The organism is Pseudomonas sp. 01L34, assembly GCF_056400265.1.
The window spans coordinates 381,271-407,021 of sequence record NZ_JBFTSX010000002.1 but is presented as its reverse complement, the minus strand read 5'-3'; the positions used below and the strand labels follow the sequence as shown (position 1 = coordinate 407,021).

At 60.8% G+C, this 25,751-nt stretch carries 20 protein-coding genes, 1 tRNA gene and 2 pseudogenes; 10 read left to right on the top strand and 13 right to left on the bottom strand.

The annotated features are described in order from the left end of the window. Positions 1-453: 453 nt before the first annotated feature. The 4 genes and pseudogenes from AC1DQM_RS06235 to AC1DQM_RS06220 all read right to left on the bottom strand — a co-directional run. Positions 454-642: pseudogene (locus AC1DQM_RS06235) on the bottom strand (integrase); the annotation flags it as partial. A 22-nt stretch (positions 643-664) separates the two neighbouring features. Beyond that, complete coding sequence (locus AC1DQM_RS06230; RefSeq protein ID WP_225602748.1) at positions 665-1,060, bottom strand: winged helix-turn-helix domain-containing protein; 396 nt, start codon at positions 1,058-1,060, stop codon at positions 665-667. A 419-nt stretch (positions 1,061-1,479) separates the two neighbouring features. Then, a pseudogene (locus AC1DQM_RS06225) lies at positions 1,480-1,688 on the bottom strand (hypothetical protein). Positions 1,689-1,893: 205 nt separating this feature from the next. Next, a tRNA-Ser gene (locus AC1DQM_RS06220) sits at positions 1,894-1,981 on the bottom strand. 123 nt (positions 1,982-2,104) lie between these two features. Between AC1DQM_RS06220 and AC1DQM_RS06215 the strand changes: the two genes are divergently transcribed. Continuing rightward, positions 2,105-2,776, top strand: coding sequence for a Bax inhibitor-1/YccA family protein (locus AC1DQM_RS06215; protein ID WP_018927616.1), 672 nt, complete (start codon positions 2,105-2,107; stop codon positions 2,774-2,776). Positions 2,777-2,864: 88 nt separating this feature from the next. On the opposite strand, the gene AC1DQM_RS06210 is transcribed toward AC1DQM_RS06215, so the two are convergent. Beyond that, complete coding sequence (locus AC1DQM_RS06210; RefSeq protein ID WP_007941786.1) at positions 2,865-3,302, bottom strand: Lrp/AsnC family transcriptional regulator; 438 nt, start codon at positions 3,300-3,302, stop codon at positions 2,865-2,867. 135 nt (positions 3,303-3,437) lie between these two features. Here AC1DQM_RS06210 and AC1DQM_RS06205 point away from each other — a divergent pair, with 135 nt between their 5' ends. After that, the gene (locus tag AC1DQM_RS06205) at positions 3,438-4,331 is read left to right on the top strand and encodes a DMT family transporter (protein WP_019649207.1); all 894 of its coding nucleotides are present in this window, start codon (positions 3,438-3,440) and stop codon (positions 4,329-4,331) included. A gap of 8 nt (positions 4,332-4,339) precedes the next feature. Here the strand turns inward: AC1DQM_RS06205 and AC1DQM_RS06200 are convergent, their stop codons facing one another. Next, positions 4,340-5,359, bottom strand: coding sequence for an FUSC family protein (locus AC1DQM_RS06200; RefSeq protein ID WP_138867679.1), 1,020 nt, complete (start codon positions 5,357-5,359; stop codon positions 4,340-4,342). An 87-nt stretch (positions 5,360-5,446) separates the two neighbouring features. Then, entirely contained in the window at positions 5,447-7,072 is a 1,626-nt protein-coding gene (locus AC1DQM_RS06195) for an NADP-dependent glyceraldehyde-3-phosphate dehydrogenase (protein ID WP_086946267.1), read from the bottom strand. A gap of 216 nt (positions 7,073-7,288) precedes the next feature. On the opposite strand from AC1DQM_RS06195, the gene AC1DQM_RS06190 reads away from it, so the two are divergent. Then, the gene (locus AC1DQM_RS06190) at positions 7,289-8,176 is read left to right on the top strand and encodes a Dyp-type peroxidase (protein WP_064617076.1); all 888 of its coding nucleotides are present in this window, start codon (positions 7,289-7,291) and stop codon (positions 8,174-8,176) included. 100 nt (positions 8,177-8,276) lie between these two features. Here the strand turns inward: AC1DQM_RS06190 and AC1DQM_RS06185 are convergent, their stop codons facing one another. Both AC1DQM_RS06185 and AC1DQM_RS06180 read right to left on the bottom strand, forming a co-directional pair. Next, on the bottom strand, positions 8,277-9,014 hold the full coding sequence (locus tag AC1DQM_RS06185; protein ID WP_138867258.1) for a TorF family putative porin: 738 nt from the start codon (positions 9,012-9,014) through the stop codon (positions 8,277-8,279). Positions 9,015-9,118: 104 nt separating this feature from the next. Further along, positions 9,119-10,861 carry an amidohydrolase gene (locus tag AC1DQM_RS06180; RefSeq protein WP_138867259.1) on the bottom strand — a complete coding sequence of 581 codons (1,743 nt, stop codon included), beginning with the start codon at positions 10,859-10,861 and terminating at the stop codon, positions 9,119-9,121. Between the two features lie 103 nt (positions 10,862-10,964). On the opposite strand from AC1DQM_RS06180, the gene AC1DQM_RS06175 reads away from it, so the two are divergent. From AC1DQM_RS06175 to AC1DQM_RS06145, 7 genes are all read left to right on the top strand, one after another. After that, a complete protein-coding gene (locus AC1DQM_RS06175; protein WP_138867260.1) occupies positions 10,965-11,882 on the top strand; it encodes a LysR family transcriptional regulator in 918 nt (305 codons plus the stop codon). Between the two features lie 38 nt (positions 11,883-11,920). Then, a complete protein-coding gene (lexA, locus tag AC1DQM_RS06170) occupies positions 11,921-12,538 on the top strand; it encodes a transcriptional repressor LexA (RefSeq protein ID WP_138867261.1) in 618 nt (205 codons plus the stop codon). Next, positions 12,538-13,155, top strand: a complete 618-nt coding sequence (imuA, locus tag AC1DQM_RS06165) for a translesion DNA synthesis-associated protein ImuA (RefSeq protein ID WP_019578465.1) — start codon at positions 12,538-12,540, stop codon at positions 13,153-13,155. Before lexA ends, imuA begins: the two co-directional genes overlap by 1 nt. 7 nt (positions 13,156-13,162) lie before the next feature. Beyond that, complete coding sequence (locus AC1DQM_RS06160) at positions 13,163-14,578, top strand: Y-family DNA polymerase (RefSeq protein ID WP_018927626.1); 1,416 nt, start codon at positions 13,163-13,165, stop codon at positions 14,576-14,578. Beyond that, positions 14,554-17,652, top strand: coding sequence for an error-prone DNA polymerase (locus AC1DQM_RS06155; protein ID WP_218573883.1), 3,099 nt, complete (start codon positions 14,554-14,556; stop codon positions 17,650-17,652). Before AC1DQM_RS06160 ends, AC1DQM_RS06155 begins: the two co-directional genes overlap by 25 nt. Before the next feature lie 180 nt (positions 17,653-17,832). Continuing rightward, positions 17,833-19,944 carry a hybrid sensor histidine kinase/response regulator gene (locus tag AC1DQM_RS06150; protein ID WP_138867263.1) on the top strand — a complete coding sequence of 704 codons (2,112 nt, stop codon included), beginning with the start codon at positions 17,833-17,835 and terminating at the stop codon, positions 19,942-19,944. Positions 19,945-20,119: 175 nt separating this feature from the next. Beyond that, complete coding sequence (locus AC1DQM_RS06145) at positions 20,120-20,362, top strand: DUF465 domain-containing protein (protein ID WP_138867264.1); 243 nt, start codon at positions 20,120-20,122, stop codon at positions 20,360-20,362. A 136-nt stretch (positions 20,363-20,498) separates the two neighbouring features. Here the strand turns inward: AC1DQM_RS06145 and AC1DQM_RS06140 are convergent, their stop codons facing one another. From AC1DQM_RS06140 to AC1DQM_RS06125, 4 genes are all read right to left on the bottom strand, one after another. Then, the gene (locus AC1DQM_RS06140) at positions 20,499-21,587 is read right to left on the bottom strand and encodes an SMP-30/gluconolactonase/LRE family protein (protein ID WP_018927631.1); all 1,089 of its coding nucleotides are present in this window, start codon (positions 21,585-21,587) and stop codon (positions 20,499-20,501) included. Further along, the gene (locus AC1DQM_RS06135) at positions 21,584-22,729 is read right to left on the bottom strand and encodes an SRPBCC family protein (protein WP_138867265.1); all 1,146 of its coding nucleotides are present in this window, start codon (positions 22,727-22,729) and stop codon (positions 21,584-21,586) included. Before AC1DQM_RS06135 ends, AC1DQM_RS06140 begins: the two co-directional genes overlap by 4 nt. A 114-nt stretch (positions 22,730-22,843) precedes the next feature. Further along, complete coding sequence (locus tag AC1DQM_RS06130; RefSeq protein ID WP_007941771.1) at positions 22,844-23,707, bottom strand: LysR family transcriptional regulator; 864 nt, start codon at positions 23,705-23,707, stop codon at positions 22,844-22,846. Between the two features lie 157 nt (positions 23,708-23,864). After that, entirely contained in the window at positions 23,865-25,583 is a 1,719-nt protein-coding gene (locus AC1DQM_RS06125; protein ID WP_138867266.1) for a hydrogenase maturation protein, read from the bottom strand. Positions 25,584-25,751 lie beyond the last annotated feature (168 nt).

The following is a 25,751-nucleotide window of genomic DNA, read 5'->3' as shown; positions in this document are numbered from 1 at the left end:
CGTCCCGGTCTACCTTGTCGCGATCCAGCAACCCAGTGTAATGCGGGTTGTCGCCTTGATCTGCCGACCAAGTGTACTTGTACACCAAGTCACTCTTCGTGATTACAGCCATGTCCCTTCCTCGAGGTGACGGGCAGACAATTCTGCGCCATCTCGAAGTTCTAGCGGATGCAGAAAGTTTCGCAATGTCACCTCGTCATTCTCCTGCGGTGGCTTGCGCAAAACCTCCTCTGGAGGCCGCGTGTTTCCGTTTGCATAAGCACAAAAAATCGAATGTTTTGCCACTCTTAAAGGGGGTCATATTCGTTCTAAAACAATAGCTTAGGTCGTTACAGTCCCCGGCATGAGGTGCTAGGGGTCGAGTGTTCGAGTCACTCCGTCCCGACCATATTTCGTGAGGAGATCAAGCGCTTAGTGGCTTGGTCCCCTTTCTCGTTTCAGGTCTACGCAAAACTACCCAGTGATTTCGCTGATATTCAGATCCGGTATCGCCTCAGGCCGGACGATTTTCTCGTGGTCCCGCTGGTAGTTTTTGGTCATGCCCTCGCTCGCGTGCCCTGCGATCTTCTGTCCATCGTTTCCGGCGTTCTTCCACAGGTGCAGCGACAGCGCCCGCACTTCATGGAAGCTCGGCACCTCCTCCGTGCCAGAGCCGCTACATACGTCAACCCAATAGGCAGATGCATCGGCTAGCAAGTAGATGCTGTGGCGGGGGGGGGGGCGAGCAGCGCTTCCAGGTTTTTTCATCGCATGCGGTATGCCTGTTAGATAAGTCCTTCTCAATGTGTATTGTTTGGACGATGCAGTAGCCGCGATTTCTCACCGAGCGGAAAAGGTTATCTCCTCTAGCGGACCTCTTGAACTTCGCTTGTAGCCTGCTGAGGCACATCACCAGTCCCTTATAGTGGTCAAGGTTTTTGTTTAGTTTTTTGGCAATGGCATCATTACTTACTATCCGTTCTGTGCTGCTTATTAACAAGTCGAGTACTGCGTACTCCATCTTGGTTAGATTGATAGTTTTTTCATTGTTAGTAAGTAATCGCAGAGGCTCGACTAGCATCCATGCATTTGAACTTTGTGCGCGTATTGCGTTGAACATACTCTTTTCAACGGGGGCGTGCGCCTCGAAAGCGGAGGGTCGTCTGGAGGGGGGCGTATCGATATTCATCTAAGTGAGGATGTTTCTTTGGATGTATTGCTCTTCCGCTAGCTGGCTCGAAATAGAGAAATTCCTAGGTCAGCGGAGATGGCGCAGTGCAATGCAGAGTGTATTTCGGTTAAAACCGGCTAATTTCGGTGATGATACGTTTCAGCAATCGTAAAATCTTTAAAAAAGATCGAACGTACGTTGGTTTTGATAGGGAGGATTAAGGACATTCCAGCCAGTTGCGGGTGTCTTCGATTTCGTACGGATCCACGGTTTCGCCTCAGTATTTGAGGCGAGGTGGTAGCGGGGTAGCGATAAGATGCAGTGCTAATTCACTCCAGCGTCATCAGTACCGCGAGCGTCATCTTGATGAACTCTTCGTTCTTGTCGATGGTGTCCAAGGCGCCGCGCACGTTGTCGGCGACGTCGGCTGAGCCGCGGGCTTCGACCCAGTTGGAAAGCTCCATGATGGCGGCTTCGAGCGCGAGTTGGTTTTCGTTGATCTTGTACAGCAGGGAGGGGGACGGTCCGAATGTGGCATCGCAAATCCTCGGTTTTGAGGACAGCGTAGCACCACCTTACGTGAAGGATTTTTAACGATCAGCAGGACGCCGGAGGAGGGGGTTCAGCCGCTGAGTTCTGGAACACGTCCATAATAGTTATGGAACACATGCCGAGAGCCGAGATTTTCACCAAACCCCAGAAACGACAAAGCCCTGAAAAATCAGGGCTTTGTCGTATAAAGATGGCGGAGGCGATGGGATTCGAACTCATGGACCTGTTACAGTCGACGGTTTTCAAGACCGTTGCCTTAAACCACTCGGCCACACCTCCGTTTGCGTTGCGGGCGCCATAATACCTGAATGAAACACACTGTCAAACTCTCTGCATGGCTTGTTACAGAGCGTCTGTTATGATCTTTGCGACTGAACGTTTCAAACCAACAGGAGTGTCGCCATGCGCGAACAGGATTACGCAGTTAATAACAGCGTGCAGGCTGAGCAGCTAGAGGTTAGCCGCGTCCTGCGCAACACTTACGGCCTACTCGCCCTCACCCTCGCATTCAGCGGCGTGATGGCGTTTGTCGCACAGCAGATGCGTGTCGGTTACCCGAACGTCTTCGTGGTGCTGATCGGCTTCTACGGCCTTTTCTTCCTCACCAACAAACTCCGTGACTCGGCGTGGGGCCTGGTTTCTGCGTTCGCGCTGACCGGTTTCATGGGTTTCCTGCTCGGCCCGATCCTCAACCGTTACCTGGGCATGCAGGGCGGCGCGGAAGTGGTCAGCTCGGCCTTCGCGATGACCGCGCTGGTGTTCGGCGGCCTGTCGGCTTATGTGCTGATCACCCGTAAGGACATGAGCTTCCTGGGTGGTTTCATCACGGCCGGTTTCTTCGTGTTGCTGGGTGCGACGCTGGCGAGCTTCTTCTTCAAGATCAGTGGTCTGCAACTGGCGATCAGCGCAGGTTTCGTGCTGTTCTCCTCGGTCTGCATTCTGTTCCAGACCAGCGCCATCATTCACGGCGGCGAGCGCAACTACATCATGGCGACCATCAGCCTGTATGTATCGATCTACAACCTGTTCATCAGCTTGCTGCAGCTGTTCGGCATCATGGGCCGCGATGATTGATCGCCAGCCTTGAGTAAAAAACCCGCTTCGGCGGGTTTTTTATCGTCTGGGAATCGGGGTATCCACGTCTTTGCGAACCAAACAGCACTCACGCCATCGGTGGCAGCCGGCGTTTGATCGGGGTTTTCTTGACGATGGCGGTGTTGGTTTCGGCGTGGGTGTTGAGGCGGTCGAGGAGGGTGTCCAGTTGTTCCATCGAGCGCACATGCAGGCGGGCGATGAAGCAGTCGTCGCCGGTGACTTTGTCGCACTCGGTGAATTCGGGGATCGCCTGAATCTGCCGTTCCACTTCCTGCAACTGGCCCGGTAACGGGCGGATGCGGACGATGGCCTGGAGTTGATAGCCGAAGCATTTAGGGTCGATTTCGACGGTATAGCCCTTGAGTACGCCGCGTTCTTCGAGGCGGCGCAGGCGCTCGGCAACGCTGGGCGAGGACAGGCCGCTGATCTGTGCCAGGGCCTTGAGTGAGCGGCGGGAGTCTTCCATCAATGCGCTGATCAGCACTTGGTCGATGTCGTCGGTCATGGCGAATCCCCTGTTAGGCAATCGGCTGGATAAGCCTTGATAAAAAAGGCAGATACCGAGTTTAGCCTGCTTTTTGCGCTGGAGAAGCCCCTCGGCGGATTGGCATACTTTGGCCTCAAACACAGGAGGTTGATGATGGACAGAACACTACGTCGCGGCTCATTCGAGATGACCGCCGCCATGCTGATTTCCGGAACCATTGGCTGGTTCGTGCTGGTGTCCGGGCAACCGGTGCTGGACGTGGTGTTCTGGCGCTGTGTGTTCGGTGCCGCCACCTTGTTGCTGATTTGCGCGGCGTTCGGCTTTCTGCGCCCGGGCATTTTGACGTCCACCACTTTCGTGTTGGCCGTACTGAGTGGCGTGGCGATTGTCGGTAACTGGGTGCTGTTGTTCGCGTCCTATTCTCGCGCCTCGATTGCCATCGGCACGGCGGTTTATAACGTCCAGCCGTTCATGTTGGTGGGGCTGGCCGCGCTGTTTCTCGGGGAGAAAATCACCCTGCAAAAACTGTTCTGGCTGGGCATTTCGTTTCTCGGGATGCTGGCGATTGTCAGCGCACATGGCGAGCAAGGCGAGGGTGGCAACGATTACCTGATGGGGATCGCTCTGGCGCTGGGTGCTGCCTTCCTGTACGCGATTGCCGCATTGATCATCAAACGCCTGACCGGCACGCCACCGCATCTGATCGCGTTGATCCAGGTCTGCACCGGCGTGCTGTTGCTCGCGCCCTTTGCGCACTTCTCGGCGATGCCGCAAGCGCCCAGTGCCTGGGCCAGCCTGGTGACCCTGGGTATCGTGCATACCGGCTTGATGTATGTGCTGCTCTACGGAGCAATTCAAAAGCTACCGACCGCCCTGACCGGCGCGTTGTCGTTCATCTATCCGATTGCGGCGATTTTCGTGGACTGGTTTGCCTTCGGTCATCGCCTGGAGCCGCTGCAATGGATCGGTGTCGCCGCGATTCTGCTGGCCGCCGCCGGGATGCAACAGGGTTGGGGCCTGAAGCTTCGGCGGGTGGCTACACAATAAACGGCCTCTCAGATGTTCCAGCGCGGTGCGGTTTTCGCCAGACGCTGGCGCATCTCGCCGATGTTCGCGGCCAATTGTCGGGTCAGCAATCGGTAGCCATCCAGTGGACTGTAGACCGGCATATCAAGCGTAGAGTCCAATGGCGGTTCGGCTGGCCGGCTGAGCCGTTGTGAAGCGCCCGATTTCAATGCCCGGGCCATACCGATCAGTTGCACCCGGATCTGTCGGTGCTCGGTTTTCAATGACGATTGCAGGTGGGCCATTGCCTCAGAGTCATCGGCATTCGGCCGGCTATTGCCGAGGATTTCCAGGATGCTGACGCACATCCGCAGGTTGCGCTGAATCGCATCGAGTTCGGTCATGGAAACCCGCACCTCCTTGGACACAGAGGGCATCAGTGAGCGCAGTTGCACCATGACTGCGTTCAAGCGATTCATGAGCTTCAAGTGCTCGTCAGCGGCGACGGACTCGCCGTTGATGATACGGCCATAGATTGCCGCGCAGTCGCGCAACGCATCGGCCAAGTTGTAGCGCCAGGAGTACACCGCGTACAGCGGCAGGGCAAAGGAGAAAGCCAGTGCCAGGGCGATGCCGATCAGAATATCCACCCCGCGCCACAGGCCATCGGTGACCGGGTTGTCACCGTGCCCGGCAACGATAAACACGGTGATCGCCGACAGCAGCGCCGTATAACCACCCTTGCCGATGGCGTGGTACGAGAAAAACCCGCACACCACCGACATTGCGAAATAGGTCAGCCACGGCATCCCGAGCCAGGCCTGTTGCGCCACCAGCAACAAGCCGACACCGGCCCCGATCAAGGTGCCGATGGCTCGCTCGGCGGCTTTTTTGCCGATGTTACCGTGGTGCTGCAAACCGCCGATCACCACCAGCATGGTCACCGACGCCCATTCGCCATGGGGCAGATGGATGCCGGTGGTCAGCAGAATCGTCGCCAGCAACCCCAACGAAACCCGCACCGCATGGATCAGTTTGGCGTGGCGGTAGCGCCGGTACGGGTCCAGCAATGGACGCAGTATTCGGCGCAACAGCGGTGGCAGTCGAAGGCCTTTGATGATGCTCAGGTCTGGTGTCCTCAGAAAATTTTGGTGTCCTCAGAAAATATAGTCGGTGGTCAGGAAGCTCGAGTTCCGGCCGCTGATGATCTCGCTGAGAAGCTCTTTGCTGCTTTCCTGGAACTTGGTCGCCACCAGGGTCCGGATCGAAAATACCCGCAGCGCATCATGCACCGACAACGTGCCCTCGGCGGAGTTCTTGCGGCCGTTGAACGGGTAGGTGTCCGGGCCGCGTTGGCACTGGGCGTTGAGGTTGATCCGGCCGACCTGGTTGGCGAAGGTGTCCACCAGCCTGCCGACCGCCACCGGGTTGGTGCCGAAGATGCTCAGTTGCTGGCCGAAGTCGGATTCCAGGACGTAATCGATCACGGTGTCCAGATGACGGTAAGGCACGATCGGCACGACCGGGCCAAACTGTTCTTCCTGATAGACGCGCATCTGCGGTGTCACCGGGTACAACACGGCCGGGTAGAAGAACGATGCCCGGGACTCACCACCATTGGGGTTGACCACGGCGGCGCCTTTGCTGACCGAGTCCGCCACCAGCGAATGCAGATAATCGACTTTGCTCGCCTCCGGCAGCGGTGTCAGGGCCACGCCGCTGTCCCACGGCATACCGGGTTTCAGTGAGGCGAGCCTGGCGTTGAATTTCTCAATGAACGCCTCGACCACGTCTTCATGGACGAAGAGGATTTTCAGCGCGGTGCAGCGCTGACCGTTGAATGACAGGGAGCCGGTAACGGCTTCGCTGACCGCGTTGTCCAGATCCACCTCAGGCAACACGATGCCGGGGTTCTTCGCATCCAGGCCCAGTGCCGCACGCAAGCGGTGAGGCCTTGGGTGGAGTTTTTTCAGGTCGCTGGCGGCCTTGTTGGTGCCGATAAACGCAAAGATATCGATCTTGCCGCTGGCCATCAGTGCGCTGACGGTCTCGCGGCCACTGCCGTAAATGACGTTGATCACCCCGGCCGGGAAGCTGTCGCGAAAGGCTTCCAGCAGCGGACGAATCAACAGCACCCCAAGCTTGGCCGGCTTGAACACCACGGTGTTGCCCATGATCAGCGCCGGAATCAGCGTGGTGAAGGTCTCGTTCAGCGGATAGTTGTAAGGCCCCATGCACAACGCCACGCCCAGCGGAACGCGTCGGATCTGGCCGAGGGTGTCCTGTTCCAGTTCGAAGCGGCTGGAGCGGCGGTCGAGTTCCTTGAGGGCGTTGATGGTGTCGACGATGTAGTCGCAGGTGCGGTCGAACTCTTTCTCCGAATCCTTGAGGTTCTTGCCGATCTCCCACATCAGCAACTTGACCACCGCCTCGCGCTGTTCGCGCATGCGACCGAGGAAGGTCTCGACATGCTGGATACGCTCGGCCACGCGCATGGTCGGCCACAAACCCTGGCCCCGGTCATAGGCACGGACAGCCGCGTCGAGCGCGGTCAGGGCGGTGTCGGCATCGAGGAGCGGCGTGCTGCCGAGGATCACTTGTTCGTCGCCATTCGCGCCGCTCAGGTACACCGGGCTGCGCACCTGGGCGAGGGGGCCGGACCAGGTTTTCAGTTCACCGTCGACCAGGTATTCGCGCTGTTCGGTCTGGCCGTTGAGGCGATACTTTTCCGGGATGCCGTCGGCGGTGGGAAACAGGTTGCCAAGGATCGATGCTGTGGTCATGTCGCTACCCCGTCTGGATTGGGTGATGCACTGATGAATCGTTTTAGCAGACCTCGGCCTGGCTTGTCATGATTCATCTTAGGGTTTTTTGGGCTCGGCGTTGTGGATCGCGAATCTGTCGGCTCATCCGCTCATGAAAGCCGATCTTTTCCCCTTGAGAACACACAAGTAACGATCCCCCGGTTAAACTTCGCGCTCTTTCTCAAAGGAGTTCATATGAGTTACTACCAGCCGGGCATCCTCGCCACCCCAGTTCCGCCTCAAGCTCGTCATATGTTCTTCGCCCTCGAATCCGCCGAGGCACTGCCGGCAGCGCTGGATAACCTGACGCGCCTGGTGGACGGAAAATCGGCGGTGGTCGGTTTCGGCGAGTCCCTGGTCAAGGCGCTGCACGCGCAGATCGACGGCTTGCGCGCCTTTCCTGCGCTGGTCGGTGTCGGCGTCGACAACCCGTCGACCCAACACGCGCTCTGGTGCTGGTTGCACGGTGTTGACCGTGGCGAACTGCTCAATCGCAGCCACGCGATCGAAGCCGCGCTGGCACCGGCCCTGCGTCTGGTGCAGATGAACGAAACCTTCCGCCACATGACTGGCCATGACCTGACCGGTTACGAAGACGGCACCGAAAACCCTCACGACGAAGCCGCTGTCGCCGCCGCGCTGCTGGGCAAGGGCGCTGAGGGGCTGGTCGGTGGCAGCTTCGCCGCGATCCAGCAATGGCAGCATGACTTGAAAGGCTTCCACGCGATGCCGTCCCACGAGAAGGACAACATCATGGGCCGGCGCCTGAGCGACAACGAAGAACTCGACGACGCGCCGATCTCTGCCCACGTCAAACGCACCGCCCAGGAAAGCTTCGCACCGGAAGCCTTCGTGGTCCGTCGCTCGATGCCGTGGATCGAAGGCGATCGCGCCGGCCTGATGTTCCTGGCATTCGGTTTTTCCCTCGATGCATTCGAAGCCCAACTGCGACGCATGAGCGGTCTGGAGGACGGCATCACCGACGGTTTGTACCGCATCAGCCGACCGATCACTGGCGGCTACTACTGGTGCCCGCCGCTCAAGGACGGTCGCCTCGACCTGCGCGCATTGCGTGTCGGCTAAATAGCGGATCGCGTACACCTGTAGGAGCGAGGCTTGCCCGCGAAGGCGGTGTGTCAGGTAAAACGCTTTCGCGGGCAAGCCTCGCTCCTACAAAAAACCATCAAAAGGATTTGCTGACACTCGCCACCAGGGTCGCGCTGCACACATCGTCGAACCCCCAGTTACTGATGCATTGGCTTTTCGACAAATCGGTATCGATGTAACTCAACCCTAGCAGCACCCCGGCCACTTCGCGGGTCAGCTTCGCCTCCCACTCGTGGTAAGCCTCCTCGCCATGCCCCGAGGCCGAATACAGGCGCGGGTCTTTGAAGTCCATTTCGCCGTAGCGCAGTTTCAGCCCCAGCCCATAGGGCAACTCGGTTTCGTAGCCAACGTAGCGGTACAACGTGCTCTGTTTGCTGTCGATGCCCGGTGCATCGGCAGAGTAATAGGCCGCGAGTTTCACGCCATAGACGTCGAGAATCCCGTAGACCTCGCTCTGATTGAACTGGCTCTCTTTTGGATACGCGTATTTGAGATAGCCGACATCCAGGCTGATGGCGTCGGTCGCCTGCCACAGCCAACCACCGTAGTAGTCGACTTCCTGGCGGGTTTTCAGGCCACCGCCGAAATCGACGTTCGAACTCCAGGCGCCCAGGTACAGGCCGCTGCTGTGGGCCAGGGTCACACCGGCTTGCACGGCGGGGTCGTTCTGGGTTTGCGAGATGCCGCGAGTGCGATAGTCGCTGGCCAGGGTCAGGTCGACCAGCACGGTGAAGTCGTCATTCAAGGGCAGGGCCTGGCTGCCCAGGGGCAACAGGCTGAAGGATGCGAGGGCGAACAGGGTGAACGCTTTCATGGTGCAGTGCCTTTGTTGTGATTGTTATGGGCAGATTTGAGACAACGCTGCTCCAGACCCCAGCGATGAACGCGGAGTTGGGCTGCGTGTACAGGCGATTTTTCTCAGAGTGTCGGGGCGTAGACTTCGCGACCGGCGAACCAGGTTTGCAGCACTTGGGTGTCGTGCAGGGCTTTCTCATCGACGCTGAACACGTCGCGGTCCAGCACGATGAAATCGGCTTGCTTGCCGGGGCTCAACGAGCCGATTTGCTTCTCTAGACCGATAGTGCGGGCGGCGTTGAGGGTGTAGGTGTAGAACATCGTTTCCCGGTCGATGCGTTCGTCGGCGTTCAACACACCCAACGGGCCGTTTCGGGTGATCGCCTGGGCGATGGCGTTCCATGGATTGGGTGAAGACACCGGCCAGTCGCTGGCTCCGGCGATCGTCGCGCCCTGTTTGAGCAGCGAGTGCGCCGGGTACTGATAGCGGAAGGCGAGGGCGCTGACGTAAGGCTTGATCATGTCCAGGGTGTAATCGTCGGCGGAGGCCCAGAGCAACTGCATGGAGGCGATGACGTTGAGCGGTTTGAACCGCGCAAACTCTTTCGGGTTGACCATTTGCAAGTGGGTGATCGAGTGAGTCACGCCGCTCTGGCGATCCTTGCGCGCCTGGGCGATGCCGTTCAGGGATTCTCGTACCGCGCGGTCGCCGATGGCGTGGATGTGCACCCGCCAGCCGCGTTGATCGATGGCACTGACCAGTTCGCCGAAGTGCTTCGGATCGATCAGCAACTCGCCCTGTTTTTGCGAGTTGGTGTAAGGATCGATCATCGCCGCGCTCTGGGCCGGGTATTCGATCACGCCGTCGGCAAAAATCTTGATACCGGGCAGGGTCAGGTTGGGGATGCCCTGGAATTGCTGGCGGACCTTGTCCAGCGTGTCGAGATCGGCCGGTACGCTTTTCGGATTGGCCACCAGCAGGGCCGCGACGTGGGCGGTCATGCCACCACTTTGCGACAGCGCTTTGTACACCGGCAGTACGCCGACGGTTTTCTCTGTGGGTTTAAGGGCAAACACCGGCTCGCCGGGGGCGGCGTTGGCAGCGGGGTCCATCCAGGCCGTAATGCCCAGGCTGTTGTTGTAGCGCACGGCGGTTTGCGCGGCGCGCAGCATGTCGGCGGCACTGGGCGCGGGCATTTTTAACGCAACCCGATCCCAACCGGCGTCCACCAGAAAACCGTTGGGGCTACCGTCGACAAGCTTGCCAATGGTGTCGAGTTCGGCGGCCGGCAGGTTTTGCAGCAGGGCGGCGTCGATGCCCGCGCGTTCGAGCATGACGTTGTTGGCCCAGGCGGTGTGGTGGTCGCTGCCGGTGAACACCACAGGCACCTTGGCCCATTCGCCGCTGTTGAATTTTTTGCCGAGGGCCTCGGCCTGGGCCCAATACGCCGAACTCATGCCGGCCACGCTTAGCACATCGCCGTGTTTCGCCTTGCCGTCATCACGCCATCCGCGCAGGCGTTTTTCCAGCTCATTGAGGTCGACCACCTCATCTTCCATATTGGCCGAGGCCATTTCCAGGCCGCCGAAAATCGCGTGGGAATGGCTGTCGATCAGGCCGGGCATCAACGTCTTGCCGCCGAGGTCGATCACTTTCGTTTGCGATTCAATCAAGGCTTTTATCTGTGCATCGCTGCCAACTTGCAGCACTTTGCCGTCCTGCACCGCCAGGGCCTGCACCTTGGGCTGGTTGCGGTCGGCGGTGAATATCTTGCCGTTGAGCAGCACCAGATCGGTCGCTGCCATGGCTTCCATCGAGGCAAAAGCCACAGCGGCCATCAATAGATTCGGGAGGAATCTTTTCATTGAATGTTTCCTTGTTATTGCGTCTGATGGCCAGATTAGTGGCTGCTTATGCTCAACAGAACGCCTCACTCACGAAAAACGTTTTTGCCGGAATGGAAAAAGAATGGACAAGTTGGGTGCGTTGAAAATGTTCGTGGTCACGGCGCAACTGGGCAGTTTCAGCCGCGCCGCCGAGCAACTGGGCAAGACCCCGTCGGCCCTGACCAAAGCGGTCAATCACCTGGAGGCCGAGCTCGGTGCCCGGCTATTCGAGCGCAGCACCCGGCGGATTCTGCTGACGGAAGTGGGGCGGCTCTACCTGGAAACCGCGCGTCAGGTGTTGCAGCGGCTGGACGAGGCCGGTGAGGAAATCGAGCAGTTGCAGCATGGCCTGCGCGGCAATCTGAAAATCACCGCGCCACTGGCCTATGGGCATGCCTTTCTCGATCAGGTGTGTGGCGGTTTTCTGGAGCAGTATCCGCAGATCAATCTGCAAGTGGACCTGTGCGATGAGTTCGTCAATCTGCTGGAAAGCGGCTACGACCTGGCCCTGCGCGAAGGCCATGACGACCTGCCGGGGCTGATCGCCCGCGTCGTTGGCAGCAATCGTCTGGCGTTGTGTGGCAGCCCGGCCTATCTGGCGCGCAAGGCGTTGCCGGTCACCGCGCAAACCCTCGATGAGCACGAATGGTTGCTGTATCGCCATCCCTTGCTCAGCCGCGAATTCTGGTGGGCCGAGCGCGATGGGCAGCGCTTGAGCCTGTCGCAACCCCAGGCGCCACGGCTGCGCAGCGACAATTACGACTTGCTGCTGGCCAATGCGCTGGCCGGACGCGGGTTGTTGCACACGCCGCTATGGAGCGCTGCGCCGTATCTGGCCGACGGTCGACTGGTGCGGGTGATGGCGGACTACGACATCGATCCCGACAGCTTTGGCCCGCACATTCTGGCGGTGTACCCGAGCCATCGGCGAGCGACCGCCAAAGTCGTGGCTTTTATCGATTACATCGCCGGGTTTCTGGCCTCTCGCGGGCTGAGCTGACTGGCGGTCCTTGCCAGGAAAAAGCCGAAAGAGTACAAATGTACTCCATGACGACTTTAACTCCCCGCCGTACCGCCATCCTGACCTTCATCCGCGATCGCATCGCCGAACACGGTCAGCCCCCGAGCCTCGCTGAGATCAGCGAGGCCTTTGGCTTCGCCTCCCGTAGCGTGGCGCGCAAGCACGTGCTGGCGCTGACCGAAGCCGGTTTCATCGAGGTCAATCCGCATCAGGCGCGCGGCATCCGCCTGTTGAACCAGCCGCTGCGGCCCGAGCTGCTGGACGTTCCGGTACTCGGTCGAGTGGCGGCCGGCGCACCGATCGGTGCCGATGCCGAGGTCCACAGCCGCTTGCTGCTCGATCCGTCGATCTTCTCGCGGGTGCCGGATTACCTGCTGCGGGTCCAGGGTGATTCGATGATCGAGGACGGCATTCTCGATGGCGATCTGGTGGGCGTGCGGCGCAATCCCGAGGCGGTCAACGGCCAGATCGTGGTGGCGCGGCTCGACGGCGAAGTCACCATCAAGCGTTTCGAGCGGGTCGGCGATACCGTTCGCCTGTTGCCGCGCAATCCGGCTTACCAGCCGATCATTGTTCGAGCCGATCAGGAGCTGGCCATCGAAGGCGTGTTCTGTGGTCTGGTGAGGCAAGGGTGATGGGCGCCGTCGTTGCGCTGGATACGCTGTTCAATGGCGGCCAGGTCTGGAAGGGCCGACCTGCGCCACCGGCCGTCAGCCCGCAACCCACGGGGCATGCGGCGCTGGATGCGGCGTTGCCGAGCGGTGGCTGGCCGGAAGCGGCGCTGAGCGAAATCCTCCTGGCCGGGCAGGGCGTGGGTGAGTTGCAACTGGTGTGGCCGACGCTGGCACGGCTGTCGGCGGCGGGCGAGCGCATCGTGCTGGTGGCGCCGCCCTACGTGCCGTATCCCCAGGCCTGGCAGAACGCCGGGGTCGATCTGCGCCAGTTGTCGATCATCCAGGCCAGCGAGCGCGATGCGCTGTGGGCGGCGGAACAATGCCTGCGTTCGGGCAGTTGCGGGGCGGTGTTGTGCTGGCCGCACAAGGCCGATGACCGGGCGTTGCGACGTTTGCAGGTGGCGGCCGAAACCGGGCAGACCCTGGCGTTCGCCTATCGCTCGCTCAGTGAAGCCATCAACCCGTCGCCAGCGGCCCTGCGCATCGCCATCGACGCCAAGCCTGCTCAGTTGCGGGTGCTCAAGTGCCGGGGCGGGCTGGCCCGTTCGGCGCCGATTGCCTTTGCCGTGGGGCATTGAGGTTGCCATGCGCTGGGTGTGCATTGTCTTCCCGCAATTGGCGCTGGACGCGGTACTGCGTCAGCGCCCCGACCCCGATGAGCCGTTGGCGCTGCTGACCGGCCCGGCCCAGCGGCGGGTGCTGCAGGCAGTCAACGGTGCGGCACGGGCGCTGGGTTTGCGACCCGGTCAGTCGATGACGGCCGCACAGGCCCTGAGCAAAGGGTTCGTCACCGCCGAATACGATGCCGCCGAAATCGAACATTGGCAGCAGTTCCTGGCCGCCTGGGCCTATCGGTTCAGCTCCCAGGTCAGCGTGCATTACCCGCGTGCCGTGGTGTTTGAAATCGAATCCAGCCTGGGCTTGTTCGGGCCCTGGCCGCAGTTCGAGGCGCGGCTGCGCGCCGAGCTCGCTGAGCTGGGGTTTCGCCATCGGATTGTCGCCGCGCCAAATCCGGTGGCGGCGCGGGTGCTGGCCAACGTTTATGACGGTCTGGTGGTGCCGGACAATCAAGCCTTGCAGCATCACCTCGGGCAACTGCCCGTCGATCGCATTGCCCTGGAGCCCAGCGTTGCTACGGCGTTATCGCGCATGGGGCTGCGCACCTTGAGTCAGGTGCAGGCGCTGCCCCGGCATAGTCTGGCCCGGCGTTTCGAGGCCCAGGTGCTCAAGCATCTGGACAGCCTGTTCGGTGAGCGGCGGCTGGCACTGGCGTTTTACCTGCCGCCGGACCGTTTCGATGTGCGCATCGAACTCAATTTCGATGTGCAATCCCATCAGGCATTGTTGTTTCCTTTAAGACGATTGACCGGCGATCTGTCGGCGTTCCTCTGCGGCCGGGACAGCGGCGTGCAACGTTTCGACTTGCACCTGGAACACGCCGGCTTGCCGGACACCGTGATCAAGGTCGGCCTGCTCAGCGCCGAGCGCGATCCGGCGATGCTGTTCGAACTGGCCCGAGGGCGGCTGGAACAGGTTCAGGTCGAAGCCCCGGTGCGCGGTTTTCGTCTGCGCGCCGAAGATCTGCCGGCCTTCGTGCCCCAGCGTCAGGAGCTGTTCGACGACCGTCCGCAGCAGTCCTTGCCCTGGGAGCAACTGCGTGAACGCTTGCGCGCACGGCTGGGGGATGACGCGGTGCAGGGCTTGCGCTTCCAGGCCGATCACCGGCCGGAATGCGCGTGGCAGACCACTGTCGACAGCCAGGCCTGCGAGGGGCTGCCTGCCGTGCAACGTCCAGGCTGGTTGCTGACTGAACCGCAGGCGGTACACGAAAGCTCGACGCGCATCCTCATGGGGCCGGAGCGCATCGAGTCCGGCTGGTGGGACGGCGACGACGTGCGCCGCGATTACTACCTGATCGAAACCCGTTCCGGTCAGCAGGGCTGGGCCTATCGGGCGGTGGGCGAAGACGGTCCGTTGTGGCTGCAAGGCTGGTTCGCATGAGCGTCGACTATGCCGAGCTGCACTGCCTGTCGAACTTCAGTTTCCAGCGCGGTGCCTCCAGTGCGCTTGAGCTTTTTCAACGGGCGAAAAAGCAGGGCTATCAAGCGCTGGCAATCACCGACGAATGCACGCTGGCGGGTATCGTCCGTGCCTGGCAGGCGGCCAAGACCGTGGAGCTGCCGCTGATCATCGGCAGCGAAATACGTATCGAAAATGGCCCGAAACTGGTGCTGCTGGTGGAAAGCCTCGAAGGTTATCAAGCCCTGTGCCGACTGATTACCCGCGCCAGACGCCGCACGCAGAAAGGCCAGTATCAGGTGCTGCGGGAGGATTTCAGCGAGCCGTTGCCGGGGCTGTTGGCGTTGTGGGCGCCGGACGCCGTCGATGATTTTGCGCAGGGCCATTGGCTGAAGCAGAGCTTCGCCGAGCGCCTGTGGCTGAGCGTTCAGTTACATCGCGGGCAGGACGACACCCGGCGACTGGCAGCACTGCTGACCCTGGCGCGGGAACTGCGGATCCCGGCGGTGGCCAGCGGCGATGTGCATATGCACGCCCGCGGCCGGCGCGCCTTGCAGGACACCATGACCGCAATCCGCCATCACGTTCCCGTGGCCGAGGCCGGGTTGCGTCTGCACCCCAATGGCGAACGGCATTTGCGCAGCCTCGACGACTTGCGCGATCTCTACCCGCAAGCGCTGCTCGACGAGACGCTGAACATCGCCCGGCGCTGTACTTTCGACCTCGGTCAGTTGCGTTATCAATATCCCCGGGAACTGGTGCCCGAGGGGCACACGGCCACGTCCTGGCTGCGGGTGCTGGCAGAAAAGGGGATTCGCTGGCGCTGGGAAAAAAGCCCCAAGGCCGAGGTGTTGGCGCAGATCGACAAGGAACTGGAGCTGATTGCCGAGCTGGGGTACGAGAGTTATTTCCTCACGGTTCACGACATTGTGAATTTCGCCCGCCAGCAACACATCCTTTGCCAGGGCCGCGGTTCTGCCGCCAACTCGGCGGTGTGCTTCGTGCTGGGGATCACGGAGATCGACCCGGAACGCAGCACGCTGCTGTTCGAGCGTTTTCTCTCCAGGGAACGCAACGAACCGCCGGACATCGACGTGGATTTCGAGCACGAGCGGCGCGAAGAAGTCCTGCAGTATGTGTTTCAGCGTTATGGCCGGGCCCGTGCGGCGCTGACGGCGGTGGTCAGCACTTACCACGGTGCCGGCGCAATCCGCGACGTGGCCAAGGCGTTGGGTTTGCCGCCGGATCAGGTCAACGCCCTGGCCGACTGTTGCGGCCACTGGAGTAATCAGGCGCCGCCCGTCGAGCGCCTGCGTGAAGGTGGTTTCGACCCCGATAGCCCGGTGTTGCGTCGAGTGCTGAGCCTGACCCAGCAACTGATCGGTTTTCCCCGGCACCTGTCCCAGCACCCCGGCGGTTTCGTGATTTCCGAGCAGCCTCTGGACAGCCTGGTGCCGGTGGAAAACGCCGCCATGGCCGAGCGCACCATCATCCAGTGGGATAAGGACGATCTGGATGCGGTCGGGCTGCTCAAGGTCGATATTCTGGCGCTGGGCATGCTCAGCGCGATTCGCCGTTGTTTCGATCTGCTGCGTCGGCACCGGGGCCGCGACCTGAGCCTGGCGACGGTGCCGGCCGAAGACCCGCAAACCTACGAGATGATTGGCCATGCGGACACCATCGGGGTGTTCCAGATCGAGTCCCGGGCGCAGATGTCGATGCTGCCCAGGCTCAAGCCCAAGAACTTCTACGATCTGGTGATCGAGGTGGCGATCGTTCGTCCGGGGCCGATTCAGGGCGGGATGGTGCATCCCTACCTGCGGCGGCGTAAGGGCGAAGAAGAGGTGAAATACCCGTCGAAAGAACTTGAAGCGGTGCTGAAACGTACGCTGGGCGTGCCGCTGTTTCAGGAGCAGGTGATGCAGATCGCGATTGTCGCCGCCGACTACAGCCCCGGCGAGGCTGATCAGTTACGCCGCTCCATGGCGGCCTGGAAACGCCACGGCGGACTGGAACCGCACAAGGAACGCCTGGCGGACGGAATGAAGAAAAACGGCTACACGGCGGAGTTCGCCGCGCAGATCTTCGAGCAGATCAAAGGCTTCGGCGATTACGGTTTTCCCGAATCCCACGCCGCCAGTTTCGCCTTGCTGACCTACGCCAGTTGCTGGTTGAAATGCCACGAGCCGGCGGCTTTCGCCTGTGCGCTGATCAACAGCTGGCCGATGGGGTTCTACAGCCCGGACCAGATTCTCCAGGACGCCCGCCGCCATCATTTGCAGATTCGCCCGGTGGACGTGCGGGCCAGTGACTGGGATTGCAGCCTGGAACCGATCACCGGTGCGCAGCCGGCGATACGCATGGGGCTGCGGATGATCAAGGGCTTTCGCGAAGACGATGCCCGGCGCATCGAGATAGCAAGGTCGAAAGGGGCGTTTGCCGACATCGCCGACCTCGGCGAGCGGGCACGACTCGATGCTCGCGCCCAGGAGCAACTGGCCGATGCCGGTGCGCTGCGCGGGCTGGCCGGTGACCGGCATCGGGCGCGCTGGGAGGTGGCGGGGGTGCAGAAGCAGCTCGGTTTGTTTGCCGGTCTGCCGAGTCAGGAAGAGCCGGCGGTGGAGCTGCCTAAACCCACCGTGGGCGAGGACCTGCAAGCCGATTACGCCAGTGTCGGCACCACCCTCGGCCCGCATCCGCTGGCGTTGCTGCGGGGGGAGCTCAAGGCCCGACGCTGTCGCAGCTCCAGGGAACTGCTGATGGTCGAGCATGGGCGTCCGGTCAGCGTCGCCGGGCTGGTCACCGGTCGGCAGCGTCCGGGAACCGCCAGCGGTGTGACCTTCGTGACGCTTGAAGACGAATTCGGCAACGTCAACGTGGTGGTCTGGCGCGACCTGGCCGAACGGCAACGGCAGGTATTGGTCGGCTCGCAATTGCTCAAGGTCGACGGGCGCTGGGAACAGGTGGGCGAGGTGCGGCACCTGATTGCCGGACGCTTGAGCGACCTGAGTTCATTGCTCGACGGTATCCATGTGCGCAGTCGGGATTTCCACTGAGCCTTGGTGGTGGATATGTCACCTGTGCAGGAGCAGCTTGTCGCAGGGGCCGGTCGAGAATCAGCTATACCTCAATGAAACCATTGGCGTCGGCAGTGCTCGAAACAAACGGGCAGGCACCGTCTCCTCATGCTGTTGCACTGCCTGAAAACATGTCATTCACAAGACATAGGCCAGTCGATGCAGTTTCTAGACAATAGCCACGGTTGTACCGGCTGGAGCGGCGAAATGGCCGAACGCATTCGCGCGTTCGACTGGAGCCTGACCGAACTCGGACGCATCGACACCTGGCCCGGAAGTCTGTGCAGCGCGGTGCAGTTACTGCTCGCTTCACCGCTGCCGATGGTGATGCTGTGGGGCCGCCCCGGTTACATGATCTATAACGACGCCTACTCAAGATTTGCCGGTGGCCGCCATCCTTACCTGCTGGGCTCCCCGGTGGAGTTGGGCTGGCCGGAGGTCGCCGAATTCAATCGGCAAGTGGTGGACACCTGCCTTGCGGGCGGCACCTTGTCCTATCACAACAAAGCCCTGGTATTGCTGCGCGACGGCGTTCCCGAAGACGTCTGGATGGACCTTTACTACAGCCCTGTCTCCAATGATGAAGGGTGTCCCGCCGGGGTCATGGCAATGGTGGTCGAAACCACTGACCATGTGATTTCCGAACGCCGACGCCAAGAAGCCGAAAACGCCTATCGTGCCGATAATGAAAGGGTTCGCCTGGCCCTCAATGCCGGGGCTTTGCTCGGCTCGTTTGTCTGGGACATCAAGGCTGATGTGCTATCGGGCGACGAGCGATTCGCCCGCACGTTTTCCTATCCGCCAGGCCAGGACCTGGCCAACCTGCCACCGGCCATCGCCCAAATGCAGATCCATCCCGATGATCGCAGCTGGGCCCGGGAGCGGATGAATCAGTCGGTGGAAACCGGCGTGCCCTATAACGCCGAATATCGGGTCCTGCGTCCCGATGGCAGTTACCTGTGGGTGCTCGCCAGCGGGTGTTGCGAGTTCAATGAGCAAGGTGAAGCGTTGCGCTTTCCAGGGGTGTTGATCGACATCCACGAACGCAAGATTGCCGAAGAGTCCTTGCTCAAGTTCACCCGCAACCTGGAGCAACGAGTCGCTGAAGAAGTCGAGGCGCGGCTGGCGGCCGAAGAGCAACTGCGTCAATCACAGAAGCTCGAAGCCATTGGTGGTCTCACCGGCGGGGTGGCCCATGACTTCAACAACCTGTTGCAGGTGATCGCCGGCAACCTGCACTTGCTGGCGCGTCATGAGCCGGATAACGCCAACGTGCAGCGCCGGGTCGGCGCCTCAATTGCCGCAGTCGAGCGCGGGGCCAAATTGTCTTCGCAATTACTCGCCTTTGCCCGACGTCAGCCGTTGTCACCGGCCGTATGCGACCCACGGCAGATCTTCGAAGACCTCGGGGAATTATTGCAGCGCGCGCTGGGAGAGACGATCCAGATCAAGGTGTCCGCACCTGACGATCCATGGCACTTCTACGTGGACTGCAATCAACTGGAAAACGCCATTCTCAACCTTGCGATCAACGCCCGAGATGCCATGAACGGCGAGGGGACCATTGCCCTTAGCGCAGAGAACATCGTCCTCGACCGCAAGTTTTGCGCCGGCAAGGGCATCGTCGCTGGCGATTATGTCTGCCTGACGGTGGCTGACTCGGGCGTCGGCATGCCGCCGCAAGTGCTTGCACAGGCCTTCGAGCCGTTTTTCACCACCAAGGCTGATGGTCAAGGCACCGGCCTGGGTTTGAGTATGGTGTTCGGGTTCGTCAAACAGAGCGGCGGGCATATCGAGATTTCCAGCGTCGTCGGGCGGGGCACTCGGGTGCAGCTGTATTTCCCTCGCAGCTTGCGCCCGTTGCCTGACGAAACAATGCGCCATGCTCCGCAGCACCGGGGCGGGCATGAAACCATTCTGGTGGTCGAGGACAACGAAGCGGTGCGCAGTTCGGCCGTGGACTTGTTGTGCGAAGAGGGCTATCAGGTCCTGACCGCGGCCAACGGTGACCTGGCGATGCAGATGTTGCTCGACGGCGCGACAGTGGACCTGATCTTTACCGACGTGGTCATGCCCGGCTTGATCAAAAGCTCGGACCTGGCCGCCTGGGCCAAGGTGCAAAACCCTCCGGTGGCGGTGTTGTTTACCTCCGGACACACCCGCGACATCATTTCGCGCGATCACCAACTCAGCTCTGACACTTATCTGCTGAGCAAACCTTATGGTCCCGAGGCGCTGACACGAATGGTTCGTACGGTACTCGGTGGTTGATTCAAGGGGGGCTTTCCAGGCGCTCGGGCAAGGGGGTATCACGTTTGCGACAGGACGACGAACGGACGCCGCTGGTCTGATAGACGGTCGACAGAACCGGGTAAGCAAGGCCATTCTGATAATTGGCGAACGCCATCGATCACGTTTGCCACCGATTAACAAACGGAGGTGTTCCATGCCGGTGACCCATGACCTTTATCAGGACTTGCGCTGTACGAAGGAAGAGCTCCAGCAAAAACGCACCAAGGATAAGTTACTGGATTCACTGCTCAACAAGTACACCCAGGCGGACGCAGAGGTGGTGAAGGCCGAGTCCGCACAATCGGATGCGCCTAGCGATGAGGTACTGAAGAAGCTCAAGGAGAAGCGTGTGCAGGTCAAGGACAAGATCGCTGAGCGACTTAAGACGCCGTCCTGAGGACGCTGTGCAGAATCACCGACGACCGGTGACTGAACAATTGGAACGGGGATCAATACGAGATCTGCGTTGATTCAAAATCAAAAGATCGTCCGAACGCGGTCCGAACCTTCGGGCGATCTTTTGGCTACACCCTCTATTTCAATGCTGCACTCAACGGCAACCGCGCCATGTGCCGGGCTTTCAGCGACCCCAGATACAACCAGTCCCCATATTCGCGCACGGTGGTGATGGGTGAGTAGTTGCCGCTGCTGGCGTCCTGCAGATTGGCAATCACTTTGCCGTCGAGGTCCAGTCCCAGGACGAAGGCACGTTTCTCCAGGGGCTTGGGCAGAATAGTCATCGCTCGCACGATCATTTTGCGTACCAGAGGGTAGGGCGCCGTGGTGTCGAGCAGTGCATTGCGCGGTGCATACAGCGCCACCCAGAAACGGTCGCGACCATTGAATGCCAGGTTGTCCGGCAGCCCCGGCAAATTGTCGATGAACAGGTCGTGAGTGCCGGCTTTCGGCCCGGTCAGCCAATAGCGGCTGATGCGATAGGCGCCAGTTTCATTGACCAGCACAAACGCGTCGTCAGGCCCCAGTGTCACGCCGTTGGCGAACTCCAGTTTGTCCAGCAGGACCGCCGTATTGCCGGTCTGGAAGTTATAGCGCAGCAAACGGCCGTCGCCACCGTGCTCGATGATCGCCTCGCCGTCCTTGCCGTAGCCCCAACGGCTGGAGGAGTCGCTGAAATAAGCGTAATGCCCGGGCTTGTCGATGGCCACGTCATTGGTAAAACCGAAGGGCAGGTTGTTGGCCGTGGTGGTCAATGGAATCAACCGGCCCTGAGCGTCGAGCGACAGCAAGCCTTTGACCCCGTCGGCGATCACCAACAAACCATTGGGGTGCCGCGCCAGGCCCAGCGGCCGGCCACCGGTATCAGCCAGCACCTGGGTGGTTTTGCCGTCGAGGCTGGTGCGAATCAATCGGCCGTCATGCAGGCCGGTGATAAGGGCGTCTTTCTCCAGCAGCAACGCCTCAGGGCCGTCGATGTCAGCAGCACCGACCCGCTTCACGCCTTTGAGTCGCTGGTTGTCGGCGTAGATGCCCTCGACGAGGGAGGGCGCCGTTGGCGGTGTCCAGGCTACCGGTTGAACCTTGGTCGGCAATAGAAACAGCAAGGCACTGATCACGATGATCAGCAGCAGCAACCAATGCCGAAACTTGAGGGGTCTTTTCATGCGCTGACTCCTGCCAGGGCCAGATGTTTTTGCGCCATCTCGCGTAACGCCAGCATCGACTCCGCCGATTCGCGCTCGATGCGCCGCTTGAGCACCAGACGATTGGCAATGCGCATTGCCAGGCCGCTGAAGCTGTATTCCAGAGTGCGGACAAACCGCGTGTCATCGCCCTCAACCTCACACTCGTAAGTCACCACCAACGACAGACCATGATCGCCCCGGGCCCGAGCCCTCCAGCGGCGTCCGGGCAGGTATTCGTCGACTTCCCAGCTCAAATGCCCCTCACGCCCGCCGGCCCGAATGTCTTCCTCGAATCGCTCCCCGGCATACAGCGGGCCGCTCTGGCCGTCGACCTTGAGGGAGGACGGATGCCACTGCGGCCAATGGGTCGCTGTGCTGGCGTAGGCGAGCACAGCCACTGGGTTTCCAGCGATGTCGATCACATGCTGCATACGGGTCATGGACGTGCTCGTCAGGTGCGGGGGCGCTTGCTCCGGTTCCCAGTAGAGGGTGCCGAACAGGTAGTCCATCAGGGGCAACACGATATTGAAATTGCGTTCCTGCATCAGCTCACGACGGTGATGCAGCTCATGCAGACGGCGCATCTGGCGGATCCACGGCAAACGCGTCACTGGGTTGCCGGGCGGTAGATGTTCGCAGGCATGGAACACCTCGTAGGTCAGGTAACCGAGCACCATGCAGCCGCCAAACAGCCCCGCGACGTTGCTATTGAACTGAGCCAGCAGCCACCAGCCAGGCGCCGTGATGACGAGGGTGTGCAACACGATCAGCCAGGCTGGAAACAGAATCACCCGCCAGTCCCGGGCGCTGTCGTAGGTCATGTGGCCGGGGGTGAAAAAGCTGTGATGGTCACCGGCGTGACGGGCGTAGAACATCCGCGCCAGGCTCTTTTTGTGGTGCCCCAGATGCCGATGCACGACGTACACGCCGAAGTTGAAAAACAACAGGGTCAGCGGCACCGCCAGCCATTCCAGCGGTTGCACCTGATGCACCGTGCTCCAGAACCCACCGATGACCAGCAACCCGAACAGCAACACAAAAGCGCCGTGCAACCAAGGGTTGTAGAGCGGATGAATATCGGCACGGTAGCGCGCGCGGAACGCTTCGGTGGTCTGCCTCACTGGGTTCACCTGTGGTTATTGTTATAACCAGCAGATTAGCCGATCCCTCCGCACAGGCAGGCCGAACCTTGAGGACACAAGCGCCATGCTCCGGTGCAAGACGCCCGTATGGTGTCAGGTCAGCGGGTTCCAGCGCTGGGACCAGTCGTCGTCCGTCTTGATCACTTCACGCAGCAAGTCGAACGCCCGTTGCAGGGTCGCCGAGTCGCGGTCCCGGGAGTAAACCAGATAGGTCGGGTAGCTGAACTCCGGAGCTTTGGGCACTTGTTCCAGCAAGCCGTTTTCCAGGTAACTCTGGACCACGCGGGTGCGGAAATAGCCGCTGCCGCCGTTTTCCAGGATGTATTGCAAGGCCAGCGGGCCGAGGTTGAAGCTCAGGGCTGCCTTGGCTTTTTCCGGCAGCGCCGCATCGTGCTGGCGACGGAAATCCGGACCCCAGTCGATATACACGTAAGGATCGGGCTTTCCGGCCAGGCGTACCAGGATCAGTTTTTCTTCCAGCACCTGCTCGACTTGCAGGCGTGGCCAGTATTCGGGCTGATAGACCAGCGCCGCATCCAACACCCCCAACTCCAGTTGGCGCAGCAGGTTTTCGCCATCGCGGATTTCCATGCGCAGGGCGTGGCTGGGAATCTTCTCGCGCAGTTCCCCGGCCCAACTGAGCATCAACGGGTTGCACAGGCTGACCTCGCCACCGATGTGCAGCACGTCGCGGTAGCCCTCGGGCAGCGGCAAGTCCCGGCGTGCGGCTTCCCAGGTCTGCACCAGTTGATTGGCGTAAACCACAAAGGCCTCGCCGTTCGGCGTCAGGCGCGCACCGGCGCGATTGCGCACGAACAGCGTGCTGCCCAGCTGACTTTCGAGCTTCTGCACCCGGGCAGTGATCGCGGTCTGGGTGACGTGCAGCTTTTCAGCCGCCGCGGCCAGGCTGCCGTGGCGGACAATTTCCAGAAAGGTGCGTGCGAGGTCGATGTCCATGGGCAGGCCGATGAGGGAGGTGCGGGCATTGTAAGAGCAGCCATGGTCTTCCGATACCGTCTGTGGCGAGGGAGCTTGCTCCCGCTGGGGCGCGAAGCGGCCCCAAGCTCCCTCGCCACAGAGTTCACTGTCCGGCCTGATCACCCGTGCCAAACAATCAGTCCGCCAACTCAACCGCCCTCACCACCGCCCAATCGGCCACCAACCGCTGCGGCGTGCCACACGCCTTGCGCTTAAGCACAAAATTACGGCACTTCTCGGCGAACTGTTTACGGTTTTGCACCATGTCCTGGTGCATTTCTTCCAGCTCGGCATTGCGGCAGTGCTGCATCAATTGAGTATCGAACCGGTTTTTACGCTCACGCACCGCCAGATATGCCGGATCACTCAACGCTCCATTGGCGCGCTGCAACAGCCACAGGCCAAACTCATCCGGGCAGCGCGGACCGATTTCCTGGACCATGCCTAGCTGCAAGGCCTGGACGGCGCTGATCGGCAGACAGTCTTCGGTGAGTTTTTCCGCCATCGCCGGGCCGACGGCGCGGGGCAGGCTGTAGGTCCAGTATTCGGAGCCGTACAGGCCCATGGTTTTGTAATGGGGGTTGAGCACGATGTCGGAGCGGGCGAAAACAATATCGGCAGCCAGCGCCAGCATCACGCCACCGGCCCCGGCATTGCCGGTCAGGCCGCTGACCACCAGTTGCCGGGCGCTGAGCAGTTCCTGGCAGACGTCGTCGATCGCCTGAATATTGGCCCAGGCTTCCAGCCCCGGAACCGCTGCGGCCTGGATCGCGTTGAGGTGCACGCCGTTGGAGAAACTGCCGCGTCCACCCTTGATCAGCAGCACTTGGGTGTCCCGGGACTTGGCCCAGCGCAGGGCCTCCACCAGTCGTTGGCACTGTTCGGTGCTCATGGCGCCGTTGTAAAACTCGAAGGTCAACTCGCCGACATGCCCCGACTCGCGATAGCGGATCGGTTGATAGCTTTCGTTGTTAAACGGCTGAGAGGCGATCGACCAATCAAGGGTCGGGACGTGCGCAAGCTGTTCGGCGAGTACATGCCGGGCCGGACGCTTGAAGGTTTCTTCGCCGGGCCGGGGTTTGCGTCGCAGCGAACCGATCCACAGGCTGTGATCACCGGTCGCGACCAGCACCGCATCGTCGTGCACCGCGAGAATCTCTCCCGGCGTGCCGCTGCGCGAGTCCAGATGAGCGTCATACAGGTAATACTGACCGCCGGCCAGGCTGGCCAATACGCCGGGCTGACCGTCGGCGGCGTCGATGCTGCGTTTGATGAAGTGTGCGCTGTCGTGCCAGCTGAAGATCCGGTCAGCTTGCTTCATGTTCGGCTGCAAGCGGCCAATCACATGGCGTTGGCTGTAGTCCAAAGGCACTGGCTCGAAACCGTCGATAAACTTTTCCACGACTTCGCGGATACAGGTGATTGCCGCGTCGCTGACGCGCCCGTTGTACAACTCGGATTTGCGCAGACCCTGGGGCAGGTTGAATTCACAAGTGGCCCAGACCGGCCCGGCGTCCATTTCCTCCACCGCTTGCAACGCGGTCACGCCCCAACGGCTGAGTTCACGGGTGATCGCCCAGTCCAGCGCACTGGCGCCACGGTCGCCGACGATACCCGGATGAATGATCACCACAGGACGCTGGAGATTGCTCCACAGTTGTTGTGGCACCCGATCCTTGAGGAACGGGCAGATCACCAGATCGGCGCCGGAATGCTCGATCTGCTCGCACACTGCCTCTTCATCGGTGAACAGCACCACGCTGGGCGAGTGGCCGGCCTGACGCAAGTCCAGCCAGGCCCGCTGGGTCAGGCCGTTGAACGCCGATGCCAGCAGAATGATTTTCAATGACCGCATGATTGACTCTTCCTTGAGAGTGATCGGCCGCAGGCTCCCGATGAGCCGTCCTTGGCCTTCGATGGAAGAGCGATAGTAGAGAGTGTGGGGGAGAGAACAACTGATCGAGATCAAGCTTGTGTGAGGGGGTGTTGCAGAGGCTTAAAATTAAAAGATCGTCCGAACGCG

Coding starts and splice junctions, on each gene's coding strand:
- AC1DQM_RS06210 (WP_007941786.1), bottom strand. CDS start 3,302: ATGACCGACGACATCGACCAAGTGCTGATCAGCGCATTGATGGAAGAC.
- AC1DQM_RS06160 (WP_018927626.1), top strand. CDS start 13,163: ATGCGCTGGGTGTGCATTGTCTTCCCGCAATTGGCGCTGGACGCGGTA.
- AC1DQM_RS06150 (WP_138867263.1), top strand. CDS start 17,833: ATGCAGTTTCTAGACAATAGCCACGGTTGTACCGGCTGGAGCGGCGAA.
- AC1DQM_RS06175 (WP_138867260.1), top strand. CDS start 10,965: ATGGACAAGTTGGGTGCGTTGAAAATGTTCGTGGTCACGGCGCAACTG.
- AC1DQM_RS06205 (WP_019649207.1), top strand. CDS start 3,438: ATGGACAGAACACTACGTCGCGGCTCATTCGAGATGACCGCCGCCATG.
- AC1DQM_RS06190 (WP_064617076.1), top strand. CDS start 7,289: ATGAGTTACTACCAGCCGGGCATCCTCGCCACCCCAGTTCCGCCTCAA.
- AC1DQM_RS06180 (WP_138867259.1), bottom strand. CDS start 10,861: ATGAAAAGATTCCTCCCGAATCTATTGATGGCCGCTGTGGCTTTTGCC.
- AC1DQM_RS06195 (WP_086946267.1), bottom strand. CDS start 7,072: ATGACCACAGCATCGATCCTTGGCAACCTGTTTCCCACCGCCGACGGC.
- AC1DQM_RS06130 (WP_007941771.1), bottom strand. CDS start 23,707: ATGGACATCGACCTCGCACGCACCTTTCTGGAAATTGTCCGCCACGGC.
- AC1DQM_RS06140 (WP_018927631.1), bottom strand. CDS start 21,587: ATGAAAAGACCCCTCAAGTTTCGGCATTGGTTGCTGCTGCTGATCATC.
- AC1DQM_RS06125 (WP_138867266.1), bottom strand. CDS start 25,583: ATGCGGTCATTGAAAATCATTCTGCTGGCATCGGCGTTCAACGGCCTG.
- AC1DQM_RS06215 (WP_018927616.1), top strand. CDS start 2,105: ATGCGCGAACAGGATTACGCAGTTAATAACAGCGTGCAGGCTGAGCAG.
- AC1DQM_RS06230 (WP_225602748.1), bottom strand. CDS start 1,060: ATGCTAGTCGAGCCTCTGCGATTACTTACTAACAATGAAAAAACTATC.
- lexA (WP_138867261.1), top strand. CDS start 11,921: ATGTACTCCATGACGACTTTAACTCCCCGCCGTACCGCCATCCTGACC.
- AC1DQM_RS06145 (WP_138867264.1), top strand. CDS start 20,120: ATGCCGGTGACCCATGACCTTTATCAGGACTTGCGCTGTACGAAGGAA.
- imuA (WP_019578465.1), top strand. CDS start 12,538: ATGGGCGCCGTCGTTGCGCTGGATACGCTGTTCAATGGCGGCCAGGTC.
- AC1DQM_RS06185 (WP_138867258.1), bottom strand. CDS start 9,014: ATGAAAGCGTTCACCCTGTTCGCCCTCGCATCCTTCAGCCTGTTGCCC.